Raw genomic sequence first — 12,952 nt, forward strand, 5'->3', positions numbered from 1 at the left:
GCTCACCATGAACACACTGACGCACCTGCAACGCCTCGAGGCCGAGAGCATCCACATCATGCGCGAGGTGGTGGCCGAGGCCGACAAGCCGGTCATGCTCTACTCGATAGGCAAGGACAGCGCCTGCATGCTGCACCTGGCGCGCAAGGCCTTCTACCCGGCGCCGCCGCCCTTCCCGCTGCTGCACGTCGACACCACCTGGAAATTCCGCGACATGTATGCGCTGCGCGAGCGCATGGCGGCGCAGATGGGCATGGAACTCCTGGTACACCAGAATCCCGAAGCCAAGGCGCTGGGCATCAATCCCTTCGAGCATGGCTCGCAGGTGCATACCGACATGTGGAAGACCCAGGGCCTGAAACAGGCCTTGACTCAGCACGGCTTCGACGCCGCGTTCGGCGGCGCGCGCCGCGACGAGGAAAAATCCCGCGCCAAGGAGCGCATCTTTTCGTTCCGCACCGCCCAGCATCACTGGGACCCGAAGAACCAACGCCCGGAACTCTGGCGCGTCTACAACATGCGCAAGGCGCGTGGCGAAAGCATGCGCGTGTTTCCGATCTCGAACTGGACCGAGCTCGACGTGTGGCAATACATCCATCTCGAGAACATCCCCATCGTGCCGCTCTACTTCTCGGCGCCGCGGCCGGTGGTGGAACGCGATGGCATGCTGATCATGGTCGATGACGAGCGCCTGCCCTTGAGGCCGGGCGAACAGCCCATGATCAAGAACGTGCGCTTCCGCACCCTCGGCTGTTATCCCCTGACCGGCGCGGTGGAATCGAACGCCACCACGCTGCCCGAGATCATCCAGGAAATGCTCCTGACCACCACCTCGGAGCGCCAGGGGCGTCTCATCGACCACGATGAAGCCGGTTCGATGGAGAAGAAGAAGCAGGAGGGGTATTTCTGATGGCCCACGTATCCGACCTCATCGCGACCGACATCGACGCCTATCTCAAGGCGCACGAGAACAAGAGCCTGCTGCGCTTCATCACCTGCGGCAGCGTCGACGACGGCAAGAGCACGCTGATAGGCCGCCTGCTGTACGAGTCGAAGATGCTGTTCGAGGATCAGCTCGCGGCGCTGGAAGCCGATTCGCGGCGCGTCGGTACGCGCGGCGGAGAAATCGACTACGCGCTGCTGCTAGACGGACTCACCGCCGAACGCGAGCAAGGCATCACCATCGATGTCGCCTACCGCTTCTTTTCCACCGACAAGCGCAAGTTCATCGTCGCCGACACTCCCGGCCATGAGCAGTACACGCGCAACATGGTGACCGGCGCCTCGACCGCCGATCTGGCCATCATCCTCATCGATGCACGCAAGGGCCTCCTGCCGCAGACGCGCCGGCACAGTTACATCGTCGGCCTGCTCGGCATCCGCCACGTGCTGGTGGCGGTCAACAAGATGGACCTGGTCGATTATTCCGAGCAGGTGTTCGCGCGCATCGACCAGCAATACCGCGAACTCGCGGCGCACATCGGTCTGCCCGAGGTGCTGACCATTCCGATCTCGGGCGTGCGCGGCGACAACATCACCGAGCCCAGCGCCAATACCCCGTGGTACACGGGCTTGCCGCTCATGACCTTGCTGGAAACCATAGAAATCGACGAGATGCGCCTGCACAAGCAGCCGTTTCGCATGCCGGTGCAATGGGTGAACCGTCCACACCTCGATTTCCGTGGCTTTGCCGGCACCGTGACCGGCGGCGTGATCCGCCCCGGCGATCCGGTGGTGGTGATGCCCTCGGGACGCGACACCACGGTGGCGCGCATCGTCAGCGCCGATGGCTTTCTCGAACAGGCGGTCGCCAACCAGTCCGTCACTCTCACGCTCACCGACGAGGTGGATGCCTCGCGCGGCGACGTGATCTCGAGCGCCGAACTGCCGGCCCAGGCCGCCGACCAGTTCGAGGCGACGGTGGTATGGATGAGCGATGCGCCGCTGCTGCGCGGGCGCAATTACCTGCTCAAGATCGGCACCAAGACCGTCACCGCCACGGTCGCGCCGGTCAAGCACAAGCTCAACATCGAAACCATGGAACACGTGGCCGCCGAGCAGCTGGCGCTGAACGAGATCGGCGTGGTGGAACTGGAGCTCGACCGGCCGATCGCCTTCGACCCCTATCGCGAGAACCGCGACACCGGCGGTTTCATCCTCATCGACCGCATCAGCAACAACACGGTCGGCGCCGGCATGTTGCACTTTGCCCTGCACCGCTCGCACAACGTGAAGTGGCAGGACCTGTCCGTGACCAAGGCGGCGCGCGCCGCGCAGAATCGACAGAAGCCGGCCTGCCTGTGGTTCACCGGCCTGTCGGGGGCGGGCAAGTCAACCGTCGCCGACCTGGTCGAGAAGCAACTGCATGCGCTCGGCCATCGCACCTACGTGCTGGATGGCGACAACGTGCGTCACGGCCTGTGCAAGGATCTCGGCTTCGGCGATGCCGACCGCGTGGAAAACATCCGGCGCGTGGCGGAAGTGGTGAAACTCATGGTCGATGCTGGCCTCATCGTGCTGACGGCCTTCATCTCACCGTTCAGGAGCGAACGCGAGACCGCGCGCGCGCTGCTCGAGGACGGCGAATTCATCGAAGTGTTCGTCGACACGCCGCTCAAGGTCGCCGAGCAGCGCGATGTGAAAGGACTTTACGCCAAGGCGCGGGCCGGCGAGATCCGCAATTTCACCGGCATCGACTCGCCCTACGAGCCGCCCGAAGCCGCCGAGATCCGCATCGACACCACCACCTGCACGCCGGCCGAAGCCGCCGACAGGGTGGTGGCCGAGCTGCGCGCGCGCGGCGTATTGGGCTGAGCGAAGTTCAAGCGCTGACTCGGGAACGGTAGAGCGGCGCGGGCTCGGCGCGCATGCGCGCCAGGGCTTCTTCACCGCCCGCCACCCGCAGCCAACGCTCGATCAGTTCGACGTCGCGCTTGATGCGCGCCATTTCGTCCGCGCGGCCCGGTTTGCCCGAGGCGCGCAGCTGGCACAGCGCCGCCTCGTATTCACGCAGATTCGCGCACAGATCCTGGATGATGTCGCGCATGATTAACCCTCGTCGCTAGTGGAATGCCGGTAACTGGGCGCAGCGGCGCCGTGCCCATCCCTGCATTCATCCGCCCACCACGGCACTACGTTCTCGTGGTTGCTCTCGGACAATAGACAAGTTCCATGCCAGGACCGAAATCGGCGGGATTTCAGAGCCTTTGTCCCTGTCCGTCGCAAGCCTGCCGCCGCCGACCCAGGCACGGCAGGACGCATGCCGGCAGCTCGCGCACCAGAAGAAGGCTCCGCGCCAGCGACGTTTCCCCTTCCAGGTGCGAATTGATTTGCGGTCCGGCTTGAAACGCCGGTCAGCCGCTGTGCGAATGAATTCGCACCTACAGTCTAGACGTCTTGGCGGGAATCCGGCTGCGACTAATTGTCGCGGTGCGCCACGCCGGGCGACTCAGGACGCGCGACGCACGCGGCTCTTGTCGTTGTGCTGCACCGGCAGATCGGTGGGCGCCGGCAGGCGCGCCGTCACGCGTATCGAGGGGCGCACGGCGCCGCGGCGGCTGCGTTCCAGGGCGTCATCGGCGTGGATCAGCTTGAGCCATTGCTCACAGCATTCGAGCTTGTGCTCCAGGCGCTGAACTTCGTCGGGGGTGGCGCGGTGGCCAGGTTCGCGCAGGGCATGCAAGGCGCTTTCGTGCCGGCGTGCCGCCGCGCACAATTCATCCACCAAGTCGTCCATGCTACTTCGCTCCGGGTTGCCAAACAGAAACCGCCGCGCCGCATCACGGCGCGCCGGACTTTCATCTGTCCGGTATCGTGACCCAAGCTTGTGACGTGGAAATGACTACTCGTCGACAGTTTTGCAAATTACCGGGTGAGCGCGCGCACGCGCTTCAATGCACTGTCCAGTCCACCAGTCCGGTGTGCGCGGTGACCAGCACCACCACGCCGAACACGATGCGATACCAGGCAAACACCGTGAAGTCGTGGCGCATGATGTAACGCAACAGCCAGCGTATGCACAGGAAGGCGACCACGAAGGACGTGACGAGACCGACCGCGAACAGCCCCATGTCGGACCACGCCAGCAGCGCGCGATGCTTGTACAGATCGTAGGCCGCCACGCCGACCAGGGTCGGCACGGCGAGAAAGAACGAGAACTCGGTGGCGGCGCGGCGTGACAGGCCGAACAACAGGCCACCGATGATGGTCGCGCCGGAACGTGACGTGCCGGGAATCAGTGCACAGCATTGCGCGAGGCCGATCTTGAGAGCGTCCATGAAGCCCATGTCGTCGACCGATTCGCAGTGAATGCGATGCTCGCGGCGCTCGGCCCACAGGATCACGATGCCACCGACGATGAAGGCCACCGCCACCGGCATGGGCTTGAACAGCATCTCCTTGATGTAGTCACCGAAGGCGAGGCCGAGTATCACCGCCGGCAGGAACGCGACGAGGATATTGACGGCGAAGCGGTTGGCGGCGGGCTCGCGACCGAGGCCGGTGAGGGCGCCGAGAAAACGCGCGCGGTATTCCCAGATCACCGCCAGGATGGCGCCGGTCTGGATCACCATCTGGAAAACCTTGGCCTTGTCGTCGTTGAAGTGCAGCAGGTCCGCCGCCAGGATCAGGTGACCGGTGGAGGAGATCGGCAGGAACTCGGTCAGGCCTTCGACGATGCCGAGGATCAGGGCCTTCCAGTACAGAACGTCCATGGCCGCTTCAGGGCGCCGTCTGGCGACGGCCTTCCAGCGCCGCCATCAGCGCCGGCAACACCACCAGCGCGCACAGCAGGGCATAGCCCAGCGACAGCGCAATCAACACGCCCATGCCGGCCATGCCGGGATGCTTGGACGCCGCCAGCGTGCCGAAAGACGCCACCGCGGTCAGCCCGCTGAACAGCACCGCGCGCGGCGTGCTGGTATCGAGCAAATGATGAATGTCATCGGCATGGCCGCGTCGAATCACGAGGTAGGCTCCGTAAGCATTGTTCAATCCGATCAATAGCGGCAGCGCGATGATGTTGGCGAAGTTGAGTGGCACATCGCACAGCACCGAGGTGATGACGGTCAGCAACATGGCGAGCACCAGCGGCGCCGCCACCAGCACGGCGTCGAGCACGCCGCTCAACACGAACACATGCATGATGATGGTCAACACCAGCGCCAGCACCGAGGCTTCGACGCAGGCCTGGATCACGGCATGGCTGCCGGCCACCAGTTCCACCGGCGCGCCGGTGGCCTGGGGTTCGAGCGCGGTGACGGCGCGTGCAAAGCGGCGCATGGCGGCGTTGTCGTTGAGATTCTCGCTCGGATAGATCTCGACGCGCGCGCGGCCGTCGGCGGCCAGGTAACGCTGCGCGAGATCGGCCGGAATGTCCTTCATCGACACCGGCCCCGCGTCGAGCAGGCTGCGCAGGCGCGCGATGGCCTGCGGCAGGTCGCCGAGCAACAGCGCGCGCACGGCCGGCACGCTGCTCGTCGGCCAGCCCTCACCCGCACGCAGGCGTTCCAGGCCCTGCTTGAGACGCGTCGCGCTGGCGCGCAGCGCGCCGTCGCCGAGCCTGGGGCCCGCTGCATCGATGCGCTTCAACAGGCGCTCGACGGCTGCCGCTTCGGCGGCGACGTCGGGCGCGCCGTTTTGCGATGAGGTGGCCAGCAGTGCGCCCGATGCCGCGCGCATGCCGTCGATGATCTCGAGTTTCTCGTCCTGGTCGGTTGGCAGGTAGTCAGCGAGGGTGATGGCCTTGTCGACTTCCTTCAACTCGCGCAAGCGCGCGGCGCGCTTGACCGCGTCGTCCAGCGAATCGGCGAGCACGTCGGCGGTATAAGGCGAGCTGTCGGCCTGGCTGGCGAGGCGCCGCCAGGCTTCGACCGCGGGGCTGTGCGGGTCCTTGAGATTGAGCGGGTTGAGATCGAACTCGACACGCGGCAACAACACCACGCCGGCCACCACCGCCAGCAGCGCGCTGACCATGATCGGCGTGCGAGCGCGCGCCACGAAGCGCGCCAGCGCGCCGTGCCGAGTGCGCGCCGCGGGGCTGGCACGGCGCGCCAGGGCGCGCGGCGCCGGCAACAGCGCCAGCAAGGCCGGCAACACCGTGAGATTGGCAATCAGGGCCACGCCCATGCTGAAGCCGGCGATGACGCCGAGCTGCGCGAGCCCGAGGTAACTGGTCGGCACGAAGGCAAAGAAGCAGATGGCGGCGCCGACCGCCGCCAGCACCAGCGCGCCGCCGGCGCCGCGCGCGGCCTCCGTCAGCGCCGCGCCGCGCTCGCTGTGCAGCGCCAGTTCTTCGCGGTAGCGCATCGCGTACTGGATGCCGAAATCGACGCCCATGCCGATGAACAGCACCGCGAAACACACCGAGATGAGATTGAGACTGCCGACGCAGGCGACCGCGAACGCCGAGGTCCAGGCGAGACCGCAGGCCAGGGTCAGCAGCACCGCGACCACCAGGCCGGCGGCGTTCAAGCCCCACACCAGCACCAGCGCCACCGCCACGAACGACAAGCTGGTGGTGAGCGTCGCATCGTCGGCGACCGTCACCAGTTCCTCGCCGTCCATCGCTTCGCTGCCGGTCACGAAGAATTTCACGCCTGGATACTGCGCGCGCATGTCGGCGAGCAGCGCGTGCAGCCGCTCGATGGCGTCTTCCGTCGGTCGAAAGCTGTCGTCGCTTTGCGCAGGGTCGATGAGCACGAAGGCGCGATGCGGCCCGCCCTCGCCCAGCCCCGCGAACAGTTCGTCACGCCAGTGCACGGGCTCGGCGCGGCCCTCGGCATGGGCCTGCAAGGCAACGCCAAGCTTGTCGAACATGCCCGCCAGCTGGGCGCGCTGGCTGTCGTCGAGTTCGCCTTCGAGCCCCAGGCCCAAGGCATCGAGCAGACCGCCCAGGCTCGCGTCGTTGGCCAACGCGCCGAGCAGCGGCTCGGCGCTGGTCAGGCGGTCGGACAGGTCCCACAGCGCGTCGGTTTCGAGGTAGAGCAAGCCGTTGCGCGCGAAGAACTCACCGCCGCCCGGCTGCGACAGGGCGCGCGCGATGTCCTTGCGTTCGGCGAGGCGCGCGCCGAGCGCATCGGCGGCATCCTCCGCTTCGCCGGCGTGCGCCGACTCGGTGTACACCACCACGTCGCCGGGCAGATGGGGAAAGGCGGCGTCCAGCGCGTTGCTGGCTTTCATGTGCGGCAGCTCGGGATCGAGCATGTTGCCGGTATCGGTATCGATGGCGACGTGGCCGACCGTATACCAGCCCGCCGCCAGCGTCAGCGCGAGGCTGAGCAGCACAACCGCGAAGGGGTGACGCACGCTCGCCGTGACGATGGCGCTGGCCGCGTCTCGCGGCAGGGTCTTCCAATGCATGTTCATGACAATCTTGGCCGCGTCGCGGCCAGCAGGACGGCGAGTCTATCAGCGATGAATGGCGGCCGGCCGGGTAATCAACGACAGATCGCCGATGCCGGCGCGACCGATGAGCGCGATGACGTCCGCCACGCGCCCGGCATCGGCCTGTTCTTCCGCCTGCAGGGCTATCTTGGGCGGCGGATGGCCATCGGCGTTCAGGGCCTTGACCAGCGCCGCGTCGTCGAGCTGGGCCTTCTGATAGGTGACCTTGCCATCCTTGTCGACGGTCACGAACGGCACCTTCTGCGGCGCCTGGGTCAGGCTCTTCGATTGCGGCGGCAACAGCGCCTCCACCAGTTCCTGATCGAGGCTGCCGGCCAGCAGGAAATAGAGGATGAGGATGAACACCACGTCGATCAGCGGAATGACGTTGGCGTCGCGTTCGGCGAGGTTGCCGTGCTTGCCGTGCGGTCCGAGGTAGCGCCGGTCGGCCTTGGGATTGGGTGGTTCGATGATCATCGCCGCTCACTGAGTCTCGGGCGCGTCGAAGGAACGCGCGCGCCGCAAATCGACCGCCGCGATGCCGGTGCTCTTCAGAATGTCGATGACATTCACCGCGCGCTGCAGCTTGACGCCATCGTCGACCGCCACCACCGCCATGTCCTTGTCACCGCGTTGGCGCTGCGCGGCGGCCGCGAACAGCTCCTTGTCGTCGAGCTGGCGGCCCGCCAGCCACATGCTGCCGTCGCGATGCAGCTCCACCTGCATGGGTGGCACTGGCGGCGGCTGATCGGACTGGCTCTGGGTCGAGGTGCCGACCCCCAGTGCGCGCGGCTGCAGGAAGTTGGTCCTGAGCATGAAAAAGATCAACAGGATGATGACGAGGTCGACCAGCGCCACGAGCGTGATGCGGCGCGCGCGCCGCGGACGCTGAAGACGCAGTTCACGCACGTGGGCTTGAGTCGGCCTGACCGATGTCGAGTTCGGTGGTGAAGACCCGCGCGATGACGTCCTCGACCCCGGCCACGATGTGATTCAGGCGCGTTTCCAACAGCGAATGCAGCACCGCGAACGGAATGGCCATCGACAGGCCGACGCCGGTGCACAGCAGGGCTTCCCAGATACCGCCGGCGAGCTTGGCGGCGTCGTTGGCCGCGCCGCTCGCTTCCAGCGCCTGGAACGAGGCGATGATACCGGTCACGGTACCGAGCAGGCCGAGCAGCGGCGCGATGTAGTAGATGATTTCGATGGTCGGCAGGTGCGCATGCAAGGGCGCGAGGAACACCCGCGCGCGGCGATAGAGCTCTTCGCGCACCAGTTCGACGTTGTCCGGACGCAGGCGCTTCAAGGCGTATTCGACATCGGCGGCAAAGCCGAGGCTGTTACGCTTGATCATCTCCTGGCCTTTCTTGACGTCGCCGCCCTCCCAGGTGTCGATGGCCTTGTGCAGCGCGCGCAACTGGCCGTCGCGCACGCCCAGGAATTGCAGCACCTTGAACATCACGATGGCGAGACCGAACACCGACACCGTCAGCTGCACGATGACGAGCTTGCCGCCGAGTTCGATGAGGCGCTTCACGCCGGTCCACCACGACAGGGGATCCATGGAGACGCCCATGTCGAGCTTGTTGCCCTCGCGTTCGCCGGCGGCCTGGTCGGCGGCGGCATTGACCTCGGCGGCCTTCTCCACCACCGCATCGGCGGCGCTGGCGGCTTGCTCGGCGACGGTGGCGGCGGCATCGGCCGCCGCGTCGGCGGCCTCGCTGGCGGCTTGCTTGACGGCCTCCGGCGCGGCCTGGGCGAAGACGCCAGGACTGGTCAAGAGTGCGAGGAAGAACATAAACGCAGCCGCACCCTGGGCTGCCCTCGATCGCCGGGGCATCACCCCATCAGCTCCCCATCGCATAGCTATCCCTTTTAATGCGCGCTCGGCCCGTTATTTCGAGAGGCGGCGCCTGTTCTTATGAGTTGGCCGGGCGGCCAACGCGGTGGCCGATTATAGGACGAGCTTCCCAGAAAGGGGAATTGCCCGAAACCCCCTTTAACAATGCTGCAGGGCAACCACGAACGCCGCGCCAGGCGCGTGCCGGCCGCGTGGGACGGGCATTACACTAGCCCCACATCGGACGTTCTCCCGCAACAGGCTGCCCCCATGTCTCATCGCATCGCCGCTCTGTATGAACGCGTCGTGCTGCGCCATCCGTGGCTGGCGCTCGCCCTGCTCGGTTTCGTGATGGCGGCGCTGTTGCCGGGCCTGCGCAACTTCAAGCTCGATGCTTCGACCGACGCCCTGCTGCTGGAAAGCGACAAGGACCTGCGCAGTTTTCGCCAGCTGGCGATGCGCTACCAGACGCGCGATTTCCTGTTCGTCGCCGTGGTGCCGAAAGACGGCGATGTGTTCACGCCCGCCACGCTCGGCATGATCAGCGATGTGCGCGACGAGCTGACCCAGGTCGCAGCCGTCAAGGACATCATCACCGTGCTCGACGTGCCGCTGTTGTCGACCGTCACCGGCCGCATGGCCGACCTCGGCATGAACTTCGAAACCCTGCGCTCCCATGAAGTGAAGCTCGAAGTCGCGCGCCAGGAACTCACCACCAGTCCGCTGTATCGCAACCTGGTGGCGAGCGCCGACGGCAAGGTCGGCGCCATGCAGATCTTCTTGAAGGATCATCCGCGCCTGCCGCGGCTGTCGAACCTGCGCGACGAGCTCTTGTACAAGCGCATCCACGGCGGTCTCAGCGCCGCGCAAGAGCAGGAGCTGGCGCGCCTGCGCCCCGATTACGAACAGGCCAAGGAGGAATACGAAGCGACCACGCGCGCTGCCATCGCCGAGATCCGCGCCATCCTTGCCAAGCACAGCGGCCAAGCCACGCTCTACCTCGGCGGCATGCCGATGATCATCGACGACATGATGACCTTCATCCACAGCGACATGGCGACTTTCGGCGGCGCCGTGCTGCTGTTCCTGGTGGTGATGATGGGCATCATCTTCCGCGAAGTGCGCTGGGTGGCGCTGCCGTTCGCGAGCTGCCTGTACGCCAGCACCGCGATGTTCGGCCTGCTCGGCCTGGTCGGCTGGAAGGTCACCATCATCTCGACCAACTTCGTGTCGCTGATGCTGATCCTCACCATGTCGATGAACATCCACCTGGTGGTGCGCTATCGCGAACTGCTGCGCGATCATCCGGACATGAGCCAGCAGGAGTTGGTCAGGCGCACCGCCATGGAAATGGCACGGCCGTCGTTCTACACGGTGCTGACCAACATCATCGGCTTCGGCTCCTTCGTGCTGTGCGACATCAAGCCCGTCATCGATTTCGGCTGGATGATGTCGATAGGTCTGTTGGTGGCTTTCGCCAGCACCTTCATGCTGTTCCCGGCGCTGCTGGTGATGACCCGGCGCCGCGCGCTCACGCGACCGGAGTCCCAGGGCTATGCCTTCACCGAGTGGTTGGCGCATCTCACCGAGCGTCATGGCAAGGCCATCCTGGTGGTCTCGCTGCTGGTGGCGGTGGTGGCGACGCTCGGCACACGCCGGCTCGAAGTCGAGAACAGCTTCGTATCCTATTTCCACAAGGACACCGAGATTCACCAGGGCCTGTCGCTCATCGATCAGCAGCTCGGTGGCACCACGCCGCTGGATATCGTGCTCAAATTTCCGCCGGACGAGGGCAGCGTCGACGCCACCCACAAGGGCACCGGCGATCTGGCGGCGATGTTCGACGACGTCGCCAAGGCCGAACAGGCGCCGTCGTCATGGTTCAGCGATGCGAAGATTGCGCGCCTGAAGGCGGTGCACGCCTGGCTCGAGAAGCAGCCGGAGATCGGCAAGGTGCTGTCGCTCGATTCGACCCTGCGCGTGGCCGAGGCCATGAACGATGGCAAGCCGCTCGGCGCCGACGGCATCGAGACCATCTACCGCCAGATGCCCGACGCCGCCAAGGCCAACTTGTTCACGCCCTTCGTGTCGGTCTACGACAACGAGATGCGCCTGTCGGCGCGCATCATCGACACCTTGCCGGGCCTGCAGCGCAAGGAACTGCTGGCACGTATCGACAGCGGCCTGCGTGAGCGGCTCAAGCTCAAGAGCGACGAATACGAGATCTCGGGCCTGCTGGTGCTCTACAACAACGTGCTGCAGAGCCTGTACAAATCCCAGATCCTGACGTTCGGCTCGGCCATGGCCTGCATCATGGTGCCGCTGCTGGTGATGTTCCGTTCGCTGAAGGCGGCCATCATCGGCATCCTGCCCAACCTGCTGGGCGCGGTCACGATCCTGGGCTTCATGGGCTGGGCGAAGATCCCGCTCGACATCATGACCATCACCATCGCCTCGATCACCATCGGTATCGCGGTCGAGGACTGCATCCATTACCTGTACAGCTACAAGCTCGAATACCGGCGTCTGCGCGATCCGCTCGCGACCATGCACTACTGCCACAACAACGTGGCCAAGGCCGGCTTCTATACCACCGTGACGGTGGTGGTGGGCTTTTCGATATTGATGCTGTCGAACTTCATCCCCACCATCCTGTTCGGCCTGTTGACGGCGGTGGCGATGAGCGTGGCGCTGCTGGCAGCCTTGACCTTGATGCCGCAACTGGTGCTGTGGTGGCAGCCGTTCAGGATGGATGACGACGAGGATTGAAGGGTCGGAGAGTCATTCCTGTAGGTGCGAATTCATTGGCATGCAGGCTGAAGCCTGACCCACGCCGCGCCTTTGTGGGTCAGGCTTCACTGACTTGCGAATCAATGCGGCGCACCCACAGGGCGATCCGCGATTACTTCACCTCCGTGCGCGCCTCGCCCAGCGCCTTCTCGAATTCCTCCAGCGGCGCGGCGCCGGTGATTGGGTGGCTGTTGAGCAGGAACTGCGGCGTGGCCTGGATGTCGAGCTTCCGCGCCAGGTCGAGGTCGCGCTTGAGGGCGGCCGTGGCGGCATCGCTGGCGCGGTCCTTGTTGAAGCGCTCGAGATCGAGGCCGAGACTCTTGGCGGTGTCGGTGTACAGCGCCTCGCCGAGATGATCCTGGCCCTTGAACATGGCGTTGTGGAATTCCCAGAACTTGCCCTGCTGCTGCGCGGCCCAGGCGGCCAGCGCGGCGCTGGTCGCGTCGGGATGCATCTCGGCGAGCGGCAGATGCTTGTAGACCAACAGCACGTCGTGCTCATGGGCGGCCATGAACTGCTGTACCGTTTCGAAGGCCTTGCCGCAGTAGGGACATTGGAAGTCGGAGAATTCGACCAGCACCAGCTTGCTGCCGGCCTTGCCGCGCGCGGGTGAATCGCCCAACAGTTCCTCGCTCTTCAGCTGCGCCACCTGCTCCTTGAGCTTGGTCTCGGCGCTGCGCATGCGCTGCTCGGCCTGGGCGCGCTGGTAGCCGACCACCGCCTGCATGATTTCCTTGGGGTGCTCGCGTATGACCTTGAGGATCTTCTCTTCGAGCAGCTTGTCGGCGGCTTCGTCGGCGCTGACCGCGCCCAGGGCAAGAAACGTGAGGGCAAGCGCCATCACGGCGCGCATGGCATGAAGATGAGAAGAAAAGCGCTTGGCCACCAGGCTGCTCCTGCAATAACGGAGGCGACAGCCTACATCATTCCGGCGCCGGC

11 protein-coding genes are annotated in these 12,952 nt (G+C 65.4%); 3 read left to right on the forward strand and 8 right to left on the reverse strand.

Annotated elements, in window-relative coordinates:
• Positions 1–7: 7 nt before the first annotated feature.
• Together cysD and cysN are read left to right on the forward strand one after the other, a co-directional pair.
• Positions 8–910 (forward strand): sulfate adenylyltransferase subunit CysD, encoded by a 903-nt coding sequence (cysD, locus tag IPM80_09580; protein ID MBK8958667.1) that lies wholly within the window; start codon positions 8–10, stop codon positions 908–910.
• Positions 910–2,814, forward strand: coding sequence for a sulfate adenylyltransferase subunit CysN (cysN, locus tag IPM80_09585; protein ID MBK8958668.1), 1,905 nt, complete (start codon positions 910–912; stop codon positions 2,812–2,814). Before cysD ends, cysN begins: the two co-directional genes overlap by 1 nt.
• Before the next feature lie 7 nt (positions 2,815–2,821).
• On the opposite strand, the gene IPM80_09590 is transcribed toward cysN, so the two are convergent.
• The 7 genes from IPM80_09590 to IPM80_09620 form a co-directional block, all read right to left on the reverse strand.
• On the reverse strand, positions 2,822–3,046 hold the full coding sequence (locus IPM80_09590) for a hypothetical protein (protein ID MBK8958669.1): 225 nt from the start codon (positions 3,044–3,046) through the stop codon (positions 2,822–2,824).
• A 402-nt stretch (positions 3,047–3,448) separates the two neighbouring features.
• The gene (locus IPM80_09595; protein MBK8958670.1) at positions 3,449–3,736 is read right to left on the reverse strand and encodes a hypothetical protein; all 288 of its coding nucleotides are present in this window, start codon (positions 3,734–3,736) and stop codon (positions 3,449–3,451) included.
• Positions 3,737–3,890: 154 nt separating this feature from the next.
• Positions 3,891–4,712 carry an undecaprenyl-diphosphate phosphatase gene (locus tag IPM80_09600; GenBank protein MBK8958671.1) on the reverse strand — a complete coding sequence of 274 codons (822 nt, stop codon included), beginning with the start codon at positions 4,710–4,712 and terminating at the stop codon, positions 3,891–3,893.
• A gap of 7 nt (positions 4,713–4,719) precedes the next feature.
• Entirely contained in the window at positions 4,720–7,365 is a 2,646-nt protein-coding gene (locus IPM80_09605) for an MMPL family transporter (protein ID MBK8958672.1), read from the reverse strand.
• Positions 7,366–7,407: 42 nt separating this feature from the next.
• Complete coding sequence (locus tag IPM80_09610; GenBank protein MBK8958673.1) at positions 7,408–7,860, reverse strand: biopolymer transporter ExbD; 453 nt, start codon at positions 7,858–7,860, stop codon at positions 7,408–7,410.
• A 6-nt stretch (positions 7,861–7,866) separates the two neighbouring features.
• Complete coding sequence (locus IPM80_09615; protein ID MBK8958674.1) at positions 7,867–8,292, reverse strand: biopolymer transporter ExbD; 426 nt, start codon at positions 8,290–8,292, stop codon at positions 7,867–7,869.
• Positions 8,285–9,181 carry a MotA/TolQ/ExbB proton channel family protein gene (locus IPM80_09620; GenBank protein MBK8958675.1) on the reverse strand — a complete coding sequence of 299 codons (897 nt, stop codon included), beginning with the start codon at positions 9,179–9,181 and terminating at the stop codon, positions 8,285–8,287. The genes IPM80_09615 and IPM80_09620 overlap by 8 nt, the downstream gene beginning before the upstream one ends.
• Positions 9,182–9,493: 312 nt before the next feature.
• Between IPM80_09620 and IPM80_09625 the strand changes: the two genes are divergently transcribed.
• A complete protein-coding gene (locus IPM80_09625) occupies positions 9,494–11,992 on the forward strand; it encodes an MMPL family transporter (protein MBK8958676.1) in 2,499 nt (832 codons plus the stop codon).
• A 133-nt stretch (positions 11,993–12,125) separates the two neighbouring features.
• Here the strand turns inward: IPM80_09625 and IPM80_09630 are convergent, their stop codons facing one another.
• A complete protein-coding gene (locus IPM80_09630; protein MBK8958677.1) occupies positions 12,126–12,899 on the reverse strand; it encodes a thioredoxin domain-containing protein in 774 nt (257 codons plus the stop codon).
• Positions 12,900–12,952 lie beyond the last annotated feature (53 nt).

This window comes from Pseudomonadota bacterium, from assembly GCA_016719885.1.
Lineage (GTDB): Bacteria > Pseudomonadota > Gammaproteobacteria.